The sequence below is a fragment of the Nitrospira sp. genome (assembly GCA_037045225.1).
GTDB lineage: Bacteria > Nitrospirota > Nitrospiria > Nitrospirales > Nitrospiraceae > Nitrospira_A.
In genome coordinates this window covers 2,045,839-2,065,027 of record JBAOHZ010000009.1, presented here as the reverse complement: position 1 = coordinate 2,065,027, position 19,189 = coordinate 2,045,839, and the positions used below count along the sequence as shown (strand labels likewise).

The window sequence follows — 19,189 nt, the reverse complement described above, 5'->3', positions numbered from 1 at the left end:
CTGAGCAGCCCCGCTTCATTCATCCGCGTGGATTTCCTATGGGCATGGACGAACCGAAACCCCAACAGGTCGTCGACGCAGACGTCGAGTGCGTCCTTCCCGCCCCTCCTTGGAGCCAGCGCATACTCACCCGCCTCTCGTTTCTTCTCCCGTGGGTGCTGGCATTTCAGAAACGGTCCATTGAACAGCGCGTCCTGGCTGGCTTCGGACTCGTGTTTGCGGGCATCCTGGTGATTTCCGCCATATCGTATCGCAACATGACGGTGTTGATCCGCAACGGTCACCACGATCAACTGAGTCATGAGTTCATCCAGTCCTTAGCCGCAACGGGAGAATCCATCGACGACGCCGAGAACGGCCACCGGCGGTTTCTCGTCACCGGTGACGAGAGCTACCTGGCCGCCTACAATACGTTGCGGGAACGTGCACCGGAGTACATCGGGTACCTAAGGGACCTCACGGAGGCGGGCAGTATCCAGCGTGGACGCGTCGCGCAGCTCGAGCAGTTGATTGCACAGCAATTGCGGGAAGAACGCGCCGCCATCGACTTGAGAAACGACACGGGATTTGAATCGGTACGGACGATGGCCTTGGCCGGTGTCGCCAGAACCGCGCTCGACTCTGCGCGTCGGCTCCAGGCTCAGATGGAACAGGACGAGACCAAGGCCCTCGCACAACGGGTGATCGAATCCACCACGACCACGCGCTCCAGCATCATCCTTCTGATCATCGGCGCCCTCCTGCTCTTTGTGCTCCTGGCAGCGGTGTATTACCTGATTCGTCATGACATTACCGCCCGACGTCGAATCGCGGAGGAACTTCATCGACGGGGAGAACTCCTGGAGGCAGCTAACAAGGAACTCGAAGCGTTCAGTTACTCTGTGTCACACGATTTGCGCGCACCGCTGCGGCATATCGACGGCTACGCGTCACTGCTCACGAAAGCGGCGTCCATCTCCCTCGACGACAAGGCCAAACGGTATCTCCTGACGATTTCTGAATCAGCCACCAAAATGGGACAACTCATCGACGATCTGTTAGTGTTTTCCCGCATGGGCCGACAGGAAATGTTGCACGGGACGGTCAACCTCAATCAATTGATCACGTCCGTGCTGCACGATCTGCGACATGACTTGCAAGATCGGACAATCTCATGGACAATCGATCAACTCCCTGAAGTCACGGGCGACGCAGCCATGTTACGGCAGGTGTTTACGAATCTCGTGGCCAATGCAATAAAGTTTACCGGCACGCGTCCACAGGCCACCATTGAGATCGGAAGCCGGGAAAGCGGGCAGGAAGAAGCGGTGTTATTCGTGCGCGATAATGGGGTAGGATTTGATATGCGCTACGCCAACAAATTGTTCGGCGTCTTTCAGCGACTCCATCGAGCGGATGAGTTCGAGGGAACGGGCATCGGGCTAGCCAATGTCCGACGCATCATTCACCGACATGGCGGGAAAGCCTGGGCAGAAGGTGCGCTCGGCGAAGGCGCAACCTTTTACGTCAGCCTCCCGATGGCAAGGACATCGGCATGACTCTCACCAAACCCATTTTACTGGCGGAAGATAATCCACGCGACGCGGAACTGGCACTGGCGGCAATGGAGGAACATCACCTTGCCGACAAAGTCATTCTCTGTCATGACGGCGCGGAGGTGTTGGACTACCTCTACTGCCGCGGCCATTTCAAGACTCGTCTTCAAGGCAATCCAGCCGTCGTCCTGCTCGATTTGAAAATGCCGAAAGTCGACGGACTGGAGGTCTTGCGCACGATCAAGAACGACGCGGCCCTAAAACCGATCCCAGTCGTCATGCTCACCTCCTCCCGCGAAGAGCGGGACCTGGTGGAAAGTTATGCCTTGGGCGCAAACGCCTATGTGGTGAAACCGGTCGAGTTTCACCAGTTCCTCAAGGCCGTGAAGGAACTCGGTGTGTTCTGGGGGATGATCAACGAGCCCCCTCCCGAAGCGGCAAGCCGCGCAACCAGCCGATCAACGTAACCCTGACAGGCACCCTGTTCTCGGTACACACGATGTCTCAGCCACTGCGCATCATCCATCTCGAGACCAACTCCGCCGATGCGGAGCTCATCGCCACGACCCTCAAAGATGCCGACATTCCGTGCCAGTTGAAGCGCGTGCAGACGCGGGAGGAGTTTCTGGCAGCCCTCCGCCAGGAGGGGTTCAGTCTCATTCTCGCCGACACCGCGGTCCCTGGTTTCGACGGCGCCGCCGCCCTCTCGCACACGCGAACCCTGCATCCGGACATGCCGTTCCTCTTTGTCTCCAGCACCCAAGGGGAAGAATTCGCCATCGACATGATGCAGCGGGGAGCCACCGACTACATCTCCAAGCAGCGCCTTGGACGTCTGGGCCCCTCCATCAAGCGAACCCTGCGTGAACTCGACGAACGGCTGGAACGCAGACGGGCGCAAGACGCGCTGAGTGTGAGCGAAAAGCAGTTTCGTCAGGCCCAGAAGATGGAAGCCGTCGGGCGGCTCGCGGGAGGACTCGCCCATGATTTCAACAATCTGTTGACGGTCATCATGGGGCATAGCCAGGTCCTCCTGGGAGAATTGCATCCCGACAATCCCATGCGCACCAAGATCGAAGAGATGCAGAAAGCCGGCGGACGCGCCGCAAGCCTCATTCGCCAACTCATGGCCTTCAGCCGGAAGCAGGAGGTGGAACCAAAAACCCTGTCGTTCAACTCAGTCGTCGGCAATGTAGACGGCATGCTCCAGCGACTCATCGGTGAAGATATCCAACTGGTCATCCGCCCAGACCCCTATGACGGCCACGTGAACGCCGACCTCGGCCAACTGGAACAGGTCCTCATAAATCTGGTCGTAAATGCGCGGGATGCCATGCCGAACGGAGGCCTACTGGCGATTGAAACGTCGCAAACGGAACTCACACGGACCCCGGTGCATCATCTTCATCCACTCCCATTGGGACAATATGTGAAATTGACCGTCACCGATACCGGGTGCGGCATGGATGCCGACGTCCTCTCCCATTTATTCGAACCATTTTTTACCACCAAGGAAGAGCCCAACGGCACCGGACTGGGCCTGTCCACCGTCTTCGGTATCGTCACGACCTGCGGAGGCGGCATTGATGTGTGGAGCCAGGTCGGACATGGCACCACCTTTGACCTGTATTTCCCACGCGTGAACCCGCAAGCGGCGGCGACGGACACCACGGCCCCTCAGGGCCACCTGCGCCAGGGATCGGAAACCATTCTTCTCGTCGAGGACGATACCGGGGTGCGCGACCTGGTCCGTCACGAACTGCTTAAAACCGGCTATCAGGTGCTGGAGGCCAAGAATGGAGTCGAAGCCTGTCTCACGGCCACACAACAGAGTTACCATGTGGACCTCCTGCTCACCGACGTGGCGATGCCGGGGATGAACGGTCGCGAACTCGCGCAACACCTGTGCGTGATTAAGCCGAATCTTCGAGTGCTGTTCATGTCGGGGTACCTGGACGATATCTCCGTGAATAGGGGCATGAACCCCCACCGTACGACATTTCTCCAAAAGCCCTTCACCCCGGATGTGCTCCTGCGCACAGTTCGCGCCTTGCTCGACTCCTCTGCGCCCGGCACGGTCAATGCGCAACACCCCTCCACACCAGACCAGGCTCCACGCAACGCGCGAGCATCCTGACACATCTCGCCATACCACACCGGCAGAGAGCTCGACGAATTTGACCCCCTGGGCCCATCCTTTTTATACTGAGGTCCCATGATATAGCGCCTGCACGGCCCGACGTCGAGAAGGTACCGCGTACGGGGATATGATGAATGACAGCCGCACACAGAGCCCGCGACCCGTTTACCGGCTGGCGCTCTTATTCTGGAGCCTGATAGCCCTTTCCATCGGCAACGGACCCCAGACCGCCACCGCTGCCACCACCGGGGTCCCATGGGAACGATTGGTCACGGGCATGCACGTGGCGTTCTGGAGCCCCATCGACGCCTGCCCTCAGGTTCCGTCCCTTCTCATGCTGCAGATCGATCCTGAACGGTTTCGATTTACCATCTATCAGTATCGCGATGAAGGCCTCCGCGCCCCGCTCTCCATTCACGACTGGCAGCAACGCACCGATGCCTACGTGCTGTTTAACGCAGGCCTGTTTCGCGAAGATTATTCGTACCTGGGTGTCTTGCTGAAAAACGGGCGTTCACTCGGCAGCAAGAAACATCATTCGTGGCAAGGGCTGTTCGCGGCTGAACCGATCGACGGGAAACTCCGGAAAGCCCGCGTGCTGGACCTGGCCTTCGACGGGTTTGCAGAAGAGGCTCCGCTCTACCGGGAAGCGGCGCAATCCCTGATGCTGTTCGACAGGACAGGAAAGCTCCGGGTTCGGGACAGTGGGAAACGGGCGTTTCAAACCGTGGTGGCCGAAGATGGGGAGGGCGCCATTCTCGTCATCAAGACAGCGGATGTCGTCTCACTGCATCACCTGGCCGACTGTCTGCATCGGCAACTGCCGTCGATTCAGCAGGCAATGGCCATGGACGGGGGCGCTTCGTCCGATGTCATTGCGAGCCCAGATCTGCTCCACGCCGCCCAGGAAACCACCACACAAGCCACATGGCGATCACTTCTGGCGGGCAACATTGGTGTGCATATTCCACTACCAACCGTCATCGGCATCAGCCCACGGGCACCGACGCGCAGCCTCCCGTCCCCAAACACCGCCAGCTCATCACGCGACCGATGACCAGACCTAGCGAGCAGGCGAGACGGGAAACCCAGCCTCCATCCAGGCATTCATGCTGCCTACGACATTGTAGACGTGCGTGTAGCCCAAATCGGCCAACGTTTCAGCGGCAATGTTGCTGCGATGGCCGGACTGGCAATACACGACAATATGGTCGCCCAGGGCCGCGCCAAGTTCCCGATGCCGCGCCTGGATCTCACGGAAGTCGATGTTTCGATCGGTCCCCGGAATCATGCCGGAGGCATGCTCCTCAGGCGAGCGCACATCGACCAACAGGAATCCCTTCGCCTCCGTCGAAGAGGCCTTCAGCAAACCGGCTCGCAGTTGCTGCACCGTCAACGTATAGGAATGATGCGCGAAGGTGGCCTGAGGCCCCTCCAAGAGAAGGCCACACAGCACTCCCAGGCAGAGAAGACCGCTCAGATATCTCATGGTTACCGCTCCTTTAGTCATGCCAAGCAGGTTATCTGACGTACGGTCTATGATAGGAGCCCTATGAAAAGCTGGTCAAGAGTGAGTGTTCTGTCCCTCGTCCTGACGGCCTCCGGCTGCGGGGAAGGGGCCATCCTGGTCAAAGAGGTCGACAACGGCGGCGTGGTCGTCTACCCCTATCGCGCCGAACAGGGAAACCTCCTATCGTCGTTCCGAAAGGAAGCCGTACACCTCATGGAAGAGAAATGCCCGGGCGGCTGGACGAGTGTACGCGAAGGAGAAACCAAAGGACGACTGCGTCAAGCGAGTCCCATCGCAGGCGCGAACGACATCGTCGAAGAGCGTCGTTGGGGCATTCAATTTCAGTGTAAATGAACTAGGACGAGCGACGCTGCCCCTTCGTCAGATCGTCGATCGTCAGGAGGCTCAGCACTCTCACGCCGGTGGCTTCGATGCGGGCACGGCCATCCTGTTCTTTCCGATCGACGATGACCAACGCGTCGGTCACCTTCAACCCCGCGTCACGCGCGGCCGTGATGGCCTTAAGGACAGATCCTCCGCTGGTCAACACATCATCGACGATGAGGGCCCGGTCTCCCACCTGCACGACACCCTCCACCAACCTGCCCAACCCATGGTCCTTGGGCTGCTTCCTCACAAAAAAAGTCCGCCACTCACGGCGAGGCGTCGCGAGATAGGCAAAGTCCGAGATCGTCGTCGCAATCGAGATCGCCCCGATCTCCAAGCCCCCAAGGCAATCCACTTCGAGTTCCTTGGTCACCTCCCAGGCCCGTTGTGCGACCAGATGCCTGGCGTGGGGGAACGCCATCAGAGTGCGACAATCCACGTAAAATGGACTCATCAGCCCGGATGCGAGTTTGAATCCGCCTGTCGGATCCCACTTAAACGACTGGGTCTTCTGAAACGCGGCGACAAGGTCATCATGCAACATGGCACATCCTCTACTCCCTTGGAGCCCCAGCATCGTCAAGCCACTGCGGCTGTGTGGGTTCCTCCAGAATGGGAGCTGATTTTACACGGGTCACCGCCCAGATGAAATCGGTCATTCACTGATGCCCCCAGAGTCCGACCCACACCTAACCCACATTCCCTCCGTCCTCCCGAACAATGAGCCGTTTGGTGCGAACTAGGAAAATCGCCGCACCTGCTCGGCCAGCGTGCCTGCAACCAGGGCCAAATCAAACGGCCAGGCATAACGGAGTTCGACTCCGGGATACTGCGGTCGAAGATGCTCAAGAATTTCCGGAATCTCGATTTCCGAATGCGAGCCGCCCGGAGTGAACATCGTAGTCGCCACCGTAATGCGGGTCGCTCCCTGTTTGACGAGCTGATCAACCGATGCTTCCAGCGTGGGCGCGCAAAACTCGTTATAGGCCACGGCGAACAACACCTCGCCCAGATTCGCGCGCAATTGCGCAGCGACCGCTTCCAGCCCGGCCTGATACGGATCCGTGTCGGCATTCCTCGGCCACTGGCGGATCTTGGCATCCAATTCAAGCTCTTCGGCCGAGGCCGGCTGTTTCGCCGCGCGCCGCTGTCCCTCCAGCCGCTTTAATTTCGTCACCAAATCCTGCGGGCACCCTTTTGGGATGCCGCCATGCCCGACGAGAATCACACCTTGTCGCACTGTTGCCATATCATCGCTCCTCTGATTGAAATTCACACCTCTATGCACTCACATCGACACCGTGGAATCCAGATACTCCTGACGGCCTAGTCGCTCCCTGTCTAGACATGGTTGCGGAGCATCAACTCCTTCGGATGCGGAGTCAGATACACCTGGTCGCGAATGTATGCGACATCAAAGATCTGGACATAGTGTTTGATCAAGGTCAGCGGAACAATCAGCGGCGTGAGTCCCTGGTGATAGTCCCCGATGACGCTCAACAGCTCGGCCTTCTCCTGCGTATCGAGCCGTTCCTTGAAATGGCCCAGGATGTGCTGGAGCACATTCACATGTTTTCGCACCGTCGCCTTGGCCGCGAGGGCCTGCATGAACAGTTCGCCATACCGCACGGCGAGCTCCTTCGGCCGATACTCCGTGACCTGTGCCACCAACCGTCCAAGCTGACGATAGTGCGGAGCGCTATGGGCCAGGAGCAGATATTTGTGGATCGTATGAAACCGCACCAATGCTTGCCTAGTGACACCGCGTTGCCTCAGATCCTGCCAACGACGATAACAGAACACCCGCTCAATGAAGTTTTCCCGCAGCAGCGGATCACACAGACGCCCTTCTTCCTCCACCGGAATCAGGGGGAACTTCGCCAGAAAGGCCCGCGCGAACAATCCCACACCCTTTCTGCCCGGCATTCCATGCTCGTTGTACGTACGAACCCGCTCCACCCCGCAACTCGGCGAGTCTTTCTTCAACACAAACCCGGAGAGATCCATCCCGTCGAGATTCTCCAGGCGTCTCGCCGCCATTGCCTCCAAAGCTCGCGTGTGGTCCTGCCCGGTCTTGATGGTCACCAGCCGCGGCTGTTGCGGACTGCCGATAAGTCGCATCGCTTCGCGCGGCGTCCCGAGTCCGGCTTCGACTTCCGGACAAACCGGCACCCACTCAACATAACGGCCCAGCACATCGGTCAGAAACAGGTCTCGCTTGTGCCCCCCGTCGAAGCGGACCTCTTCGCCAAGCAGACACCGACTGATGCCCAGGCGAAGCGGAGTGGTCATCATGCCTTCACCGGCGCCTTTCCGAGATCCAGATATTCCTGGCGCGCTTGTCGATGGTCCACGATCGGCTCCGGATAATCCGATCCGATGCGGCATCCGGCCTGCACCTGTTCCAACGGCGGCATGAGATGCGGCTCATGAATCCATTTCGTGGGCACGTGCTTCAGCTCAGGAACGTAGCGACGAAGATATTCCCCCTCGGCGTCGAACTTTTCGCTTTGGATTCTCGGATTAAAAATCCTGTAGCCCTGCATCGCGTCCGTCCCCGTGGAGGCGCACCATTGCCAATTGCCATTGTTGGCGGCCAAGTCACCGTCCACGAGCCGCTCCATGAAATAGCGCTCTCCGCTCTGCCAATCGATCCGCAGGTCCTTCACCAGAAACGAGGCCACCACCATTCGCACGCGATTGTGCATCCAGCCCGTCTGGTTCAATTGGCGCATACCGGCATCCACAATCGGGTAGCCTGTCAGTCCCTGAGACCAGGCGGCAAAGAACCGATCGCGCTCGGGCCCTGCAGGCCTAGGCTCGGGCAGTCCCGGTTTGACCTTGAACGGCCCGTGAGCCACGTGGGGAAACGAGCTGAGGACGTGCTGAAAAAATTCCCGCCAGACCAGTTCATCAATCCAGGTGAAGACATCCGCGCGCGACACCGCGCCGCCTTTCGCAAGTGCGTTGAGGGCGGCATGCACCAAGGTGCGAGCGGAGATCGTCCCGAAGCGCAGATGAGGAGACAACTTCGACGTGCCGTCGATCGCCGGAAGATTTCTGCCGGTCACATAGTGATGAACCGGGCCTCGCAAGAACCACTGCAGTCTGGCATGCGCAGCCTGCTCACCCGGTTCGATCCACATCGGCACCGACTCATACCCGAGATCCGCCAGCGAAGGCAATTCCCGCGACTCAGGAGCGGTCGCCTTGTCGGCCCGCGGGAACGACGGAATGGCCAGCAGCGGCGGGGCAGCGGCCCGCCACTTCACCCACCACCGGTCGCGATAGGCACTGTAGCGCTGAAACGGATCTCCGGTCAGCCCGCGCACCTCTTCTGTCTCGAATACGACATGATCCTTGAACGTTCTGACCGTCCGGCCCTGCTGCGCCAATCGCTGCTGAACCCTGCGATCCCGCTCCAGCGCCGCCGGTTCATAGTCCCGATTCCAATACACCGCATCGACCTTGAGCTCTGCCGCCGCCTGCATCACCGAGTCGACCGGATCGCCTGACCGCCAAGCGAGGGCGATACCGTGCGCGACGAGAGACCGTCTTAACTCCTCCAGACACCCCAACATGAACCCGACAGAGGCGGAGCCGAACGCGTGCGAATGCAACAAGGGTGCGTCGAATACGAACAACGGTACGATCTCCTGACATTCCTTGCACGCCGCCGACAGCGCGGGGTTGTCACGGAGTCGCAGATCTCGACGCAACCACACCAACCCCTTCATGAGGGAACCTCGGGAGAGGAAGGAGCCAGTCGCTGTGCCGGAGGAACAGCATCGACGAACAGAGTCCGCCGCCAGGCCACATACCAGAGAAACAGAGCCGTGGTCGCCATGAAGCCCGCACGCAACGGATGGAAGCCGAATTGAACCTGATTCATCAATTCGCTGGTGAGGCCGAAGCCTCCATAGGCCATGGCCAACCCCCAGGCCCACGGACGTAGAAAGAGAAACCCATAGCCGATCAGGAGATGCACGGCCGGGGAATGTAGCTTGACCAGGTAGGCCAGCGGACCGGCGATCGTGACGCCGAACAGTTTGAGCGCATAAGCGGGGAACCATTCGATGATCAACAGATCGATCAACCCCACCAGCAGAAACAGCGCTCCGAAGAGTTTGATGTCGAGGCCTCGTGAAGTCGCGCGTCCGATCATGTGCTGACACTCCTTCCTTGCGGACAGACTCCGTGGAGTTCGTGTGTATTCATTGGATCCAGGTATCCGACATCGCCCGCCACCATTCGTTGGCAGGGGTGCGCCGCCACTGCGCCTGCTCCAGCCGGAGCCGATCGGGCGTGGCCTTGTTCAGCCACACACTGGTTTGATTCATGTCCCTCGCCAGAAGGCCGTCACATACCACCTATCGGCCCGAACCGCCGTGTGACCCCATTTGTCCCTTGTACAAACTCTGGCCCGATACGCGAGTCACGGAGACCTCGTGCGGGCCACCCTCGCTCTTGACCCCCAGCTTCACCACCGAGCCGGGCTCTCCTCGAACCATGAGGGCCACTTGCTCATAGGTTTTGCCGGTCACCGCCACACCATCTACGGTCATCACCTCGTCTCCCTGCTTAAGTCCGGCCTGCTGGGCTGGTCCATCCGGCAACACATGCGCGATATACAGCACGGCGGTCTCACCCACGCGCTCCGCCCCGACGTGCAGCGACACGCCGATCACGCCATCCGGAATCGTGGATTCCAAACTGAACGTGGGTGCCGGCGCCTCTGACTTCTCATGTCCGTCGGCAGCCCAGGCCGTGCCGGTGGCGGCAGGCGAGGGGATCAGGCAGAGGCTCAAAAACCCTGCGATCAGGTACGCGGAGGTATCGATGTGCTTCTTCATAGTCCATCTCCCTTTATGACAATCATAATTGACGAGCCACACCCACGAGACACAATCCCGCCAGCAACACCAGCGAGTTCAGATAGAGCGACCGTTGGTGCAGGCGGTCCCAGGCCTGCTTCAACGCCGCATCGACGGCCCCCTGCTGCTCCTGCGCCTTCAATCGATCACGCATCGCATTACTCTGCGGAGTCAGAGGCGACCGGCAATAGGATTCCGCCGCGAGAATGACCAGCCAGGTGCACAATACAATCAGCACCGGCACAGTCCATCCACCTGTGCTCCCGAGCACGGTGGCCGACAACAGTCCTACCACAGCGGCTCCCATGCCGAGCAGATAGTAGGCAGGAAAGAGCCGGCGAACGACTTTCCCGAAAGCGTCCTGATCCAGGTTCCTGGCCAGAATCGGCGCCACAACGAACGACAGCAGTACGACCTTGCCGACCAGAACAGCAACGGCCAGTGCCTGCAGATACTGCATCACCGAGTCGATGAGGGCAGACATGCCTGATCCTCCTCGTTGACGATCGCCCGCAAAGCCGGCTCCAGTGTTGGGTAGAGAAAGGGATATCCCCCGGCCCTCGCCTTGGCCGGATCGACACGTTGACCGGTGGTCATCAAGCTCCCCAACTCACCCAGTGCCAACTGTAACGCGAAACCGGGAACCGGAAGCCACGAGGGACGGTGGAGCACCTTGCCGACTGTGGCACAGAATGTCTTCATCATAACCGCCTCAGGCGCCACCGCATTCACAGGTCCTGAGAGCGTCGCCGTCGCGATGGCCCATTGAATGAGTCCGATAAGATCCGCCCGGTGAATCCATGACACCCACTGCGTGCCGGGCAGAATCGGCCCTCCGGCAAAAAGCTGAAACGGCAGCCACATCTTCGGCAGCGCCCCACCGTCCTGTTCGAGCACCATCCCGGTTCTCAACAGCACGACCCGCGTCCCGAACTGACTCGCGCGCAAGGCCTCCGCTTCCCATGCGGCAGACAGCTCAGCCAGGAATCCTTGCCCGACCGGGGAAGCCTCATCCAGAAGCCGGTCGTCGTTGGGACCGTAATATCCGATGCCAGAGGCGCTGACCAACAGGGGAAGGGGCGCGGACCGTCCGGCCAATGCGTCCACCATGAGTCTGGTCGACCGAACCCGGCTCTCCACCAGAATCCGTTTGCGGGCATCCGTCCATCGCCCCTCGGCGATCGGCGCACCGGCAAGATTGATCACGACCTCTGCCGTCACCACATCAGACTGCCAGGATCCGGCGGAGTGCGCATCCCATTCGACAAACCGGACGGAAGACTGCGGGGCGTGACCGGCCTTGCGGCTGAGCACCACCACCTCATGTCCCTTCCGCGCCAACACATCGACCAACGCATGGCCGATGAATCCTGTTCCGCCGGTGACGATGATCTTCATCCGTCCGCCCTCCCGTCTCTCACAGTCCACGGCTACGTTGCCCCATCCCCGTCAGCCTGATCAACTGACTCCTCGTCGCTCTCATCCGGGGCCCGATCATCTGATGACTGTTTCACAGGCCTGCTGTCCGACGCGGCCGTCACACGCTGGCTGAACTTCCGCTGCTTCGTGCCGTACAACAGATTCGGCGGCGGGCTCCGGCGATTCTTCAGAATGACCGGGTCGAGCACCTCGCCGCACATCGTGCAGTGCCATGCCGTAATATCGATCTGACCGGTATCATCAAGCAAATCGATATAGTGCTGCGTCAACAACAATCCTCCGCAACGCGGACAGATCTGATGCCCGGGCTGCGGAGTGGAGACGGATTCTGGTGTCCCATGTGTTTCCATTGGAACCCCCGACCGGAGTAAAAATGGACGCCCGCGAACGACATGGAGCCCACTGCATGCGACGGCTCCCATTCCAGTGTCTACCCATCGACCTACCGCACCCGTGGCCTTTCCGATCGAGCCGCCCGCACCACCACATAGGCAGCACGCCGCGGTCTGACCAACAGTGCCGCCCCGATACTCACCACAATCGCCGCGATGCCATATGCGATGACCTGAGTCATGAAGGCCTCCCTGTTATTCCGCCTGGCTGATCGTCATCCGCCATTCGATGGTTCGCTGAGGGGACGGATTCCTCCGAAGGAAGAACCCGCCCACCTCAACGGGAGGCCGCGTGCGGAGGCGCGGTACCTCCTCTCCCTCTGCTTCAAACCGACCTCACTCCCTCTCACATGTCCGTTGCTCACTTCGCCGACTCTCCACCCCGAACACACCGGAATCCGGTGCCGTGCGTCTGCAGCGCGAATCCTCCGCGTCCCCGTGCCGTCGCGGTGATATCCGACAAAGGGCTATGCCAGGAACCGCCACGGATCACCCGGACAATCCCCTTGTCGGGGCCCTGTGGGTTCTTGTCGGGAGCATTTGCGTAATAGTCGGGGGCGTACCAATCCTGCACCCATTCCCGTGCATTGCCGGACATATCCTGAATGCCGTAGGGCGAGGCTCCTCCGGACAACGAACCGACGGCGTACAATGTCTTGTCGTCGATCCATTCTCGGTCAAAGTTCGCTTGAGTCGGGTCTGGAGTTTTGTTCCCCCATGGAAACATCCTGCCATCGGTGCCGCGCGCAGCCTTCTCCCACTCCGCTTCGGTGGGCAGTCGTTTCTTGGCCCACGCACAGTAGGCCTTGGCGTCGTACCACGTCACCTGCACGACCGGTAGCTGCTCGATGCCCTTGGCCGACACCAAAACTCCCGTGCCATAGGGGTTCGGCGGGCTGCGATGGCCGGTGGTGGCGACGAACGCCATGTAGCGCTCATTGGTCACTTCCACGTGATCGATGGCGAACGTATCGACATGCACCGAACGCTGCGGCCACTCGTCGGCTCGCCCCGTGGGACTCTCACTGCCCATCAGAAACGGTCCGCCCGGAACGATCACCATCGGAACCGGATCAAGCTCCTTGAGAGTCGGCGCCGCGAGCGCAGGTGTCAGGGCGACCGCACAGGCTGCCGTCACGAACAGGCTCATGCATCTCCACCTGGTTCCTCTCCTGCTCAAACCTTGAGTCATTTCTTCTGCTCCTTGCTCCCCGCGATTGCCTGGACCGTATGAATCTTGATCTCACCGACCAGCCGTTCTACCTTGCCCCTGTCTCCCTGGTCGGCTGCTTCTTGCGCCTGTGTCAGCAGGGTTCGGGCTTCATGCAGATGCTGCTCGATGTTGGCCTGCAGGTCAGGTGATGCCACGGTGCCCCCCAAGGCCGCACGGTGATACACTTCCCACGCATGGTCCACGCTGTGTTCCGCCTCATGCACCAGCTGGAGTTTCTCCGGATGGGGGTGGCGGCTGACATCGATCGGACCGGCTTGGAGGTCCACCGTCATCAAGAGTGCGGTAAATCCGCCGATCAGGGTGATCATCGTGCTGTACGTCATACCTCTGCCTCCCTCGGGTATCGAGCGGGCCCGCCCTGTGCGCTCACCGTTGCGTCATCGATCGTTCAATAAACGGCCATGCCCAGGATGAAGCCCGGCTGACGACAGTCCCTGTTATCTTCATTCCACACCTTCTGCCCCTGAGGGCCGTGGAAGGAGACGGCCACCCGCCTCCTCCACGGTTCTGTACTACTTCTTCAGACTCTTCTTAATGAGCTCGCGAGTGGCCAGATACTCTTTGTTGTCGGGGTCCACCGCCAGGGCTTTCTCGATGGAGACGAGAGCATCGGCGTTCTTCTCCGCTCCCATGCCTACGAGGGCCTGGATAAACGCATCACGCCCGGCTTGAGCGGCTTCGTCGGACACCACGCTCGCCGACTTCGCGCAACGGAACCCCAGCCCGACACCGTAGGAATTGTTCTCGGGCTGATTCCAGAACCGATGGCTGGTATGTAACGACGTTTCCGGGGCCAGCCACGAACCACCGCGCAGGACTTTCACCGGGCCTTGATTCGCAAAGTTGTACCCCTTCTCAGCGCCACGGGGATTCAACGCGTTGCTGGTCCGGTAATATTTCGGATCGTACCAATCCTCGACCCACTCGAAGACATTGCCGGCCATGTTGTACAGGCCGTACCCGCTCACACCCTCTGGATAGGAATCGACCGCTGTGGTGTGACCCACATTCTGTCCATAGTTCGCTTTCTTGGGATCGAGGTGATGTCCCCACGGATAATGGTTGTCTCCCTCCGGCCCCTTGGCGGCCTTCTCCCATTCCGCCTCAGTGGGCAGTCGCTTGCCGTCCCACTTACAAAACGCATTGGCATCCGTCCAACTCACTCCGACCACCGGTTGCTCAGGCTTGCTGAGCCGGGGGTCGTCCCAGTAGGCTGGCGCCGGATGACCGGTGGCCCGCATGAACTCCTTGTACCGCGCATTCGACGCCTCAAACTTGTCGACCAGATACGCATCGATCACCACCTGATGCCTCACCTCATCGGAATGTTCGTGACTACCCATGGTGAACTCACCGCTCGGAATGAGGACCATGTCTTTGGAGTCACCGGCTGCCCTCGCCGACACCGCCATCGACATGGACCCGGCCACGAGCACCGCTCCTATTCCAATTTGTAGACCTGTGTGCCTCCGCATGAGAAACCTCCTTGGTTGAGAACCCCCGCACAAACCCGGTGGGGTCATGATGCTTGCTAAACAGCGACCTGGCCCGGCACAGCCGGCTGCGACCGCCCGATTTCTCACGCTGCACCGGCGGCTTGCTGCAGGTACCGGTTCCAGCGAATGACCGGATCCACGACATCACCGCATTGCACGCAACGCGACGTGGTGCAATTGAACCCGCTGGCCCCACTCAGCAGGTCCGTGCAGAAATCACGAACCATCAAGCCGCCGCATCGCATGCAATTCGCCTCTTGCCGGGAAGCCAGGATCTGGCTTCGGCCTTCACTCAATCCCGCAATTCCTTCCGTCGTCTTCGTGGTTGCCATGATCACCCCTCACATGCTCATGTCCAATGTTTGCAACTGCTATGTCCAATGTTTAACCATTTGTGTCCAACGTGTCAATGGTTAATTTAAATAAATATTTGACAAACATTGGACACATCCATATACTTGGACACACCAATGAATACCCATAGAATTCATAGAGTTGCGAAACTCACCGGCCTGAGTCGAGATGTGATTCGGGTCTGGGAACGTCGGTTTGACCTGCTAAAGCCGACGCGAGGGGCGAACCGTTATCGCAATTATTCGGATGAAGATGTTGCGCTGTTGCGCTATCTGAAGCATCAACTGGACGCGGGCGCTTCAATCGGCGATCTCGCCAAGCTGGGCCGTGAGGAATTGATCACCCGGCTGCGCGCGGAGACGCCGCGCACCGCCGTGGTAGACAATACGTTCGACCGGCTCTTACGGGAATTGCTCTCGGCACTGGAACCACTCGACCGCGTCACCTTCGAGAAACGCTTGAACGGCGCGGTCGCGGTCGTGCCATTCGAGGAGGCACTCCACGGAATTTTGCTTCCCCTGCAGGAACAAGTGGGGGATCTCTGGCACAGCGGGCGCATCAGTATCGCCGTCGAACATTACGTCACGGGTCAAATTCACCAAAAACTGTATGCCGCCATGAATCAATTGCCTGTGGCGGAATTCGGCGCGAAAGTCGTCGTGGCCTGCCCGCCCGGGGAGGAGCATGATATTGCCGCGTTAGCAGTCGCGTACCGATGCCGCGTGCGTGGCTGCCGCGTCTACTACTTAGGATCAAACGTGCCGATCGCCTCCCTCAGCAGACTCTGCCGAGAAGTCACCCCGGATCTGACCATACTTTCATTGACCCTCGTGCTCCAGGAAGACAGCGCAACCGAGTTGATTCGAGCACTCGCGGAAGAATTGACACCCATCACCACGGTCGTGGCCGGTGGCCACGGGGCCCGCGCGATGCGCAATCAGTTCGCGCAATCCCACATTGATGTTCTGGAACGCTTCAGTGGGCTGGACGAGATACTGGAGCGATTCACCAGGCGGTTTACGATTCCGGGCTGACGGGGAGACACCGTCATCATCGGACTCGAGGTCTTCCGTGCGATCCGGGAAGCGGTCGGCCTAAGACTTCTGTCTCACGTCAGTCGCCGCCCCTCGATCGCTCCCCCCCTAGAAGGCCTACGCGTGGCTGGCGAGGAACCGGCCCTGGCTAACCGGCCGCAACAGGACTGGTTCAGGAGGCGCCTGCCACCGCTCCATCCCACTCGATGCGAGTTTTCAAATCGTTCGACGCTCGCTTCCCCCTACGCCCAATCATGGGGCAGGCCGGTTAATCTGTCCCTTGTTCCTCAACGGCCTAGTTTCATGTATCGTAGGGGTATCACGCGCACATCAACACACGTCAAGGCTATGAGCTTCGACCATACCCACTACTACCGACTCACGACGCGCATCGCGGGAAGAGAACAGGCTCTGGACGTCTCCCCGGACGGGTCCGGTCACGTCACGCTCGCGGAGCCTGCCGAATCGAGCGGGCAATACTGGAAACTGACTCCGATCGCCGATAACCGTTACGCACTTCACACCGCCTACCTGGGCGACGGATTGAGCCTGACCCTGGACAACCAGGGCCTCGTATCCCTCAGCCCAACCACCCTCTCGGCCGGCCAGTCCTGGAACCTACACGCCAATACATCGGGAACCTACGCGCTTATGAACGATCTCTGCGGGTCACAAACCTGCCTCCGCCTACGGAAACAGGCCGTAGTCACCACACGGCAGGCCCGCGGTCGCCCGCGACATCCACAGTGGAGCCTCACCAAACTCACGCCCATTCCTGAGCAGGCAGCGATTCCTGACCTCACACCCGCGCCGGACGTCTATTGCCCTGAAGGCTGTACCGATTTTGCGTTCTACGCGCGCCCTGTCGGCCACTTGAAGGCCGTGATGCTCTTCGTGGACTTTCCGGATGCACCGGCTGGAGCTTGCGTTCCCGTCGACCAGGCAACCCATCTGCTGGGAAACGGCCAAGCACAGCGGCTGTTTCATGACCAGAGCCATGGCACCTTCGCACTGACGGTAGACATCTTGGATCACCTCGGGTGGCGACGGCTCGCGCAATCCTCCAGCAACTACAATTGGCACGACTTCACGTCTCATCGGCAATACATTGCGGACGCCGCCGCATTGTTCGCCGGGGAACTCGATTTTTCGACCTATCAGTTCGTGTTGATCGTGGCCCCGCCGAACGCAGGATTTCCAGATTCTCCGGCATTTAATGCAAGGCCCGGGCAGGGGGCGTCATCGGCCAGTGGAGAAATCCGCCTTGCCGTGACGTTCGGCCAGGATAGCTACCGCAACAGCTACATCAATCTCGTGCATGAGGTCAGCCATTTAATGGGCCTGCCCGACCTGTATCCATACGGCGCAGGCGTCGACACCTCTCGCGCGGGTTGCTGGGACATCATGTCGGACATTTTTCACTGCACCACCTTCTTGGGCTGGCATCGCCACAAGAACGGGTGGCTCGACACGTCGAGAACCATCTACCTCAGCGAGAGTCCGCAGGAGCGATACATCACCCTGAGCCCTCTATCAAGCCGGTACGGGATCTCGATGGTTGTCGTGCCCATCGACGACCCTCAGAGCCCGAGCAAAGTCTTCGTGGTGGAATTGGCGCAACCCAGGGAAGACGCCCCGAACGGACGCCCGCGTGAGGGAGTGCTGGTGTACAGCGTGAATTCGACAGTCCCAACCGGTCACTCACCGGTCGTGGTGCATCCGAAGATCGACAGTTCAAGCCTTGAGCAAGGCTATTTATTTGAAGCACCGTATGGTGTCGGCGATACGGCCTCGGTGGTCGACGGCAACAGTCGCCTCACCGCCACTGTTCTCCAACAATTCGGCGCCTTCTACCATCTCAAACTCAGCTACACACGCCAGTAACAAAGCTTGGGACCTACGAGGGCGGGCGGTGACGCGCGTTCAGTTAGAAGCGAGGTTCCCGGTGAAACGGCCGACCTCATGAAGGTGGAGTGCAACACCGTGATGGAACGCGAGAGGGTGACGGTCTCCCGCAGGATTCTTCCGACAGAAATCGCCCTGGGATCCGTTGCACACTCCCTTCTCATCCCCTTCCCGTCCTCGTAAATGCCACATAATAGCCATAGGATGCCCACGAACCTCTGTGAGTCTCGCCTAACCACACTAACCGGCAACAACCGGCAGCCCTAGGAATTTCCTGGTGCAAACCGATGATAACCACCTGGTGACAATCTCGAAAGAACTGCTACTGTTATTCAGGATGCCGTTGTAGCCCGGGTATACGCTGGGCAAGAACGCGGCGCGTTAAACACCGAGCCGTTTGACACCTACCTACGACACATGACCACTCGAATCAGCATTGTCTTGTTCCTCAGCATCTCCGGCATCCTGGTGCTCGTGGGCTATCTCGCGGGCATTTCCGCTACGGATCTGATGCCGCACACGTTTTCCTTGCAGACGGCTACACCGGACTCTTCACAGATGCAACCCGGTGTGACCCTCAATCTGCCGCCTGTTGTCGCACCCGTCGATGATGGCCAACGATACTATCAGGTGCAAGTGAATCTGTCCCTGGAACTCGACCGCTCGGGCACCGCTGGATTGATCCAGGCCCGTCACGACACCATCGATCGCCAGGTCATGGAAATCATTCACTCCTATGCCGCCAGCGACCTGCGCACAGCCGGGCAGCTGCCGGCCCTGCGAGCCGACATTCAACGCGCCATCAACAAGTTGCTTCCCGAAGGGCAGGTCCGGAACGTCTACATCACCAATTGGTTGATGATCCCGGTCAGCTACTGAACCGCTTCC

General features: G+C 59.7%; 24 protein-coding genes. 8 read left to right on the top strand and 16 right to left on the bottom strand.

All coding sequences use genetic code 11. The features are described from left to right. Nucleotides 1-44: 44 nt before the first annotated feature. From V9G17_10485 to V9G17_10470, 4 genes are all read left to right on the top strand, one after another. A complete protein-coding gene (locus V9G17_10485; protein ID MEI2753022.1) occupies nt 45-1,538 on the top strand; it encodes an ATP-binding protein in 1,494 nt (497 codons plus the stop codon). Beyond that, nucleotides 1,535-2,002, top strand: a complete 468-nt coding sequence (locus V9G17_10480) for a response regulator (protein MEI2753021.1) — start codon at nt 1,535-1,537, stop codon at nt 2,000-2,002. The genes V9G17_10485 and V9G17_10480 overlap by 4 nt, the downstream gene beginning before the upstream one ends. Nucleotides 2,003-2,034: 32 nt before the next feature. Beyond that, complete coding sequence (locus V9G17_10475) at nt 2,035-3,672, top strand: response regulator (GenBank protein ID MEI2753020.1); 1,638 nt, start codon at nt 2,035-2,037, stop codon at nt 3,670-3,672. Between the two features lie 130 nt (nt 3,673-3,802). Further along, on the top strand, nt 3,803-4,732 hold the full coding sequence (locus V9G17_10470; protein ID MEI2753019.1) for a phosphodiester glycosidase family protein: 930 nt from the start codon (nt 3,803-3,805) through the stop codon (nt 4,730-4,732). 6 nt (nt 4,733-4,738) lie between these two features. Here the strand turns inward: V9G17_10470 and V9G17_10465 are convergent, their stop codons facing one another. Further along, nucleotides 4,739-5,164: a rhodanese-like domain-containing protein gene (locus V9G17_10465; GenBank protein MEI2753018.1), complete on the bottom strand. Its 426-nt coding sequence runs from the start codon at nt 5,162-5,164 to the stop codon at nt 4,739-4,741. Nucleotides 5,165-5,227: 63 nt separating this feature from the next. Between V9G17_10465 and V9G17_10460 the strand changes: the two genes are divergently transcribed. Then, nucleotides 5,228-5,539 (top strand): hypothetical protein, encoded by a 312-nt coding sequence (locus V9G17_10460; GenBank protein ID MEI2753017.1) that lies wholly within the window; start codon nt 5,228-5,230, stop codon nt 5,537-5,539. 1 nt (nt 5,540) lies between these two features. On the opposite strand, the gene pyrE is transcribed toward V9G17_10460, so the two are convergent. From pyrE to V9G17_10385, 15 genes are all read right to left on the bottom strand, one after another. Further along, nucleotides 5,541-6,116: an orotate phosphoribosyltransferase gene (gene pyrE, locus V9G17_10455; protein MEI2753016.1), complete on the bottom strand. Its 576-nt coding sequence runs from the start codon at nt 6,114-6,116 to the stop codon at nt 5,541-5,543. A gap of 195 nt (nt 6,117-6,311) precedes the next feature. Continuing rightward, the gene (locus tag V9G17_10450; protein ID MEI2753015.1) at nt 6,312-6,821 is read right to left on the bottom strand and encodes a CbiX/SirB N-terminal domain-containing protein; all 510 of its coding nucleotides are present in this window, start codon (nt 6,819-6,821) and stop codon (nt 6,312-6,314) included. Between the two features lie 92 nt (nt 6,822-6,913). Next, entirely contained in the window at nt 6,914-7,867 is a 954-nt protein-coding gene (locus V9G17_10445) for a DUF523 and DUF1722 domain-containing protein (GenBank protein ID MEI2753014.1), read from the bottom strand. Continuing rightward, entirely contained in the window at nt 7,864-9,309 is a 1,446-nt protein-coding gene (locus V9G17_10440) for a deoxyribodipyrimidine photo-lyase (protein ID MEI2753013.1), read from the bottom strand. Before V9G17_10440 ends, V9G17_10445 begins: the two co-directional genes overlap by 4 nt. Beyond that, nucleotides 9,306-9,737 (bottom strand): hypothetical protein, encoded by a 432-nt coding sequence (locus V9G17_10435; protein ID MEI2753012.1) that lies wholly within the window; start codon nt 9,735-9,737, stop codon nt 9,306-9,308. Before V9G17_10435 ends, V9G17_10440 begins: the two co-directional genes overlap by 4 nt. Before the next feature lie 49 nt (nt 9,738-9,786). Further along, a complete protein-coding gene (locus V9G17_10430; protein ID MEI2753011.1) occupies nt 9,787-9,912 on the bottom strand; it encodes a hypothetical protein in 126 nt (41 codons plus the stop codon). Between the two features lie 30 nt (nt 9,913-9,942). Then, nucleotides 9,943-10,425: a PDZ domain-containing protein gene (locus V9G17_10425; protein ID MEI2753010.1), complete on the bottom strand. Its 483-nt coding sequence runs from the start codon at nt 10,423-10,425 to the stop codon at nt 9,943-9,945. Between the two features lie 22 nt (nt 10,426-10,447). Then, complete coding sequence (locus V9G17_10420) at nt 10,448-10,930, bottom strand: DUF4149 domain-containing protein (protein MEI2753009.1); 483 nt, start codon at nt 10,928-10,930, stop codon at nt 10,448-10,450. After that, a complete protein-coding gene (locus tag V9G17_10415; protein ID MEI2753008.1) occupies nt 10,906-11,844 on the bottom strand; it encodes a TIGR01777 family oxidoreductase in 939 nt (312 codons plus the stop codon). The genes V9G17_10420 and V9G17_10415 overlap by 25 nt, the downstream gene beginning before the upstream one ends. Before the next feature lie 32 nt (nt 11,845-11,876). Further along, nucleotides 11,877-12,236, bottom strand: a complete 360-nt coding sequence (locus V9G17_10410) for a hypothetical protein (protein ID MEI2753007.1) — start codon at nt 12,234-12,236, stop codon at nt 11,877-11,879. Between the two features lie 92 nt (nt 12,237-12,328). Then, a complete protein-coding gene (locus tag V9G17_10405) occupies nt 12,329-12,460 on the bottom strand; it encodes a hypothetical protein (protein ID MEI2753006.1) in 132 nt (43 codons plus the stop codon). A 179-nt stretch (nt 12,461-12,639) separates the two neighbouring features. After that, the gene (locus V9G17_10400; GenBank protein ID MEI2753005.1) at nt 12,640-13,428 is read right to left on the bottom strand and encodes a formylglycine-generating enzyme family protein; all 789 of its coding nucleotides are present in this window, start codon (nt 13,426-13,428) and stop codon (nt 12,640-12,642) included. Nucleotides 13,429-13,466: 38 nt separating this feature from the next. After that, complete coding sequence (locus V9G17_10395) at nt 13,467-13,835, bottom strand: hypothetical protein (GenBank protein ID MEI2753004.1); 369 nt, start codon at nt 13,833-13,835, stop codon at nt 13,467-13,469. 189 nt (nt 13,836-14,024) lie between these two features. Then, nucleotides 14,025-14,987, bottom strand: coding sequence for an SUMF1/EgtB/PvdO family nonheme iron enzyme (locus V9G17_10390; GenBank protein ID MEI2753003.1), 963 nt, complete (start codon nt 14,985-14,987; stop codon nt 14,025-14,027). A 104-nt stretch (nt 14,988-15,091) separates the two neighbouring features. After that, nucleotides 15,092-15,340 (bottom strand): hypothetical protein, encoded by a 249-nt coding sequence (locus V9G17_10385; GenBank protein MEI2753002.1) that lies wholly within the window; start codon nt 15,338-15,340, stop codon nt 15,092-15,094. Between the two features lie 138 nt (nt 15,341-15,478). Between V9G17_10385 and V9G17_10380 the strand changes: the two genes are divergently transcribed. The 3 genes from V9G17_10380 (at nt 15,479) to V9G17_10370 (ending at nt 19,180) form a co-directional block, all read left to right on the top strand. Continuing rightward, nucleotides 15,479-16,396, top strand: coding sequence for a cobalamin B12-binding domain-containing protein (locus tag V9G17_10380; protein MEI2753001.1), 918 nt, complete (start codon nt 15,479-15,481; stop codon nt 16,394-16,396). Between the two features lie 348 nt (nt 16,397-16,744). Then, complete coding sequence (locus V9G17_10375) at nt 16,745-18,280, top strand: hypothetical protein (protein MEI2753000.1); 1,536 nt, start codon at nt 16,745-16,747, stop codon at nt 18,278-18,280. Between the two features lie 438 nt (nt 18,281-18,718). Beyond that, entirely contained in the window at nt 18,719-19,180 is a 462-nt protein-coding gene (locus V9G17_10370; protein ID MEI2752999.1) for a flagellar basal body-associated FliL family protein, read from the top strand. The last annotated feature ends 9 nt before the right edge of the window (nt 19,181-19,189 follow it).

Excerpts from the sequence above, each read along its gene's own strand:
- V9G17_10450 (MEI2753015.1), bottom strand. The coding sequence starts at position 6,821 with ATGGCAACAGTGCGACAAGGTGTGATTCTCGTCGGGCATGGCGGCATC.
- V9G17_10405 (MEI2753006.1), bottom strand. The coding sequence starts at position 12,460 with ATGACTCAGGTCATCGCATATGGCATCGCGGCGATTGTGGTGAGTATC.
- V9G17_10385 (MEI2753002.1), bottom strand. The coding sequence starts at position 15,340 with ATGGCAACCACGAAGACGACGGAAGGAATTGCGGGATTGAGTGAAGGC.
- V9G17_10470 (MEI2753019.1), top strand. The coding sequence starts at position 3,803 with ATGATGAATGACAGCCGCACACAGAGCCCGCGACCCGTTTACCGGCTG.
- V9G17_10480 (MEI2753021.1), top strand. The coding sequence starts at position 1,535 with ATGACTCTCACCAAACCCATTTTACTGGCGGAAGATAATCCACGCGAC.
- V9G17_10400 (MEI2753005.1), bottom strand. The coding sequence starts at position 13,428 with ATGAGCCTGTTCGTGACGGCAGCCTGTGCGGTCGCCCTGACACCTGCG.
- V9G17_10420 (MEI2753009.1), bottom strand. The coding sequence starts at position 10,930 with ATGTCTGCCCTCATCGACTCGGTGATGCAGTATCTGCAGGCACTGGCC.
- V9G17_10445 (MEI2753014.1), bottom strand. The coding sequence starts at position 7,867 with ATGATGACCACTCCGCTTCGCCTGGGCATCAGTCGGTGTCTGCTTGGC.
- V9G17_10425 (MEI2753010.1), bottom strand. The coding sequence starts at position 10,425 with ATGAAGAAGCACATCGATACCTCCGCGTACCTGATCGCAGGGTTTTTG.
- V9G17_10380 (MEI2753001.1), top strand. The coding sequence starts at position 15,479 with ATGAATACCCATAGAATTCATAGAGTTGCGAAACTCACCGGCCTGAGT.
- V9G17_10475 (MEI2753020.1), top strand. The coding sequence starts at position 2,035 with ATGTCTCAGCCACTGCGCATCATCCATCTCGAGACCAACTCCGCCGAT.
- V9G17_10430 (MEI2753011.1), bottom strand. The coding sequence starts at position 9,912 with ATGAATCAAACCAGTGTGTGGCTGAACAAGGCCACGCCCGATCGGCTC.
- V9G17_10410 (MEI2753007.1), bottom strand. The coding sequence starts at position 12,236 with ATGGAAACACATGGGACACCAGAATCCGTCTCCACTCCGCAGCCCGGG.
- V9G17_10370 (MEI2752999.1), top strand. The coding sequence starts at position 18,719 with ATGACCACTCGAATCAGCATTGTCTTGTTCCTCAGCATCTCCGGCATC.
- V9G17_10390 (MEI2753003.1), bottom strand. The coding sequence starts at position 14,987 with ATGCGGAGGCACACAGGTCTACAAATTGGAATAGGAGCGGTGCTCGTG.
- V9G17_10375 (MEI2753000.1), top strand. The coding sequence starts at position 16,745 with ATGAGCTTCGACCATACCCACTACTACCGACTCACGACGCGCATCGCG.
- pyrE (MEI2753016.1), bottom strand. The coding sequence starts at position 6,116 with ATGTTGCATGATGACCTTGTCGCCGCGTTTCAGAAGACCCAGTCGTTT.
- V9G17_10460 (MEI2753017.1), top strand. The coding sequence starts at position 5,228 with ATGAAAAGCTGGTCAAGAGTGAGTGTTCTGTCCCTCGTCCTGACGGCC.
- V9G17_10395 (MEI2753004.1), bottom strand. The coding sequence starts at position 13,835 with ATGACGTACAGCACGATGATCACCCTGATCGGCGGATTTACCGCACTC.
- V9G17_10415 (MEI2753008.1), bottom strand. The coding sequence starts at position 11,844 with ATGAAGATCATCGTCACCGGCGGAACAGGATTCATCGGCCATGCGTTG.
- V9G17_10465 (MEI2753018.1), bottom strand. The coding sequence starts at position 5,164 with ATGAGATATCTGAGCGGTCTTCTCTGCCTGGGAGTGCTGTGTGGCCTT.
- V9G17_10440 (MEI2753013.1), bottom strand. The coding sequence starts at position 9,309 with ATGAAGGGGTTGGTGTGGTTGCGTCGAGATCTGCGACTCCGTGACAAC.
- V9G17_10485 (MEI2753022.1), top strand. The coding sequence starts at position 45 with ATGGACGAACCGAAACCCCAACAGGTCGTCGACGCAGACGTCGAGTGC.
- V9G17_10435 (MEI2753012.1), bottom strand. The coding sequence starts at position 9,737 with ATGATCGGACGCGCGACTTCACGAGGCCTCGACATCAAACTCTTCGGA.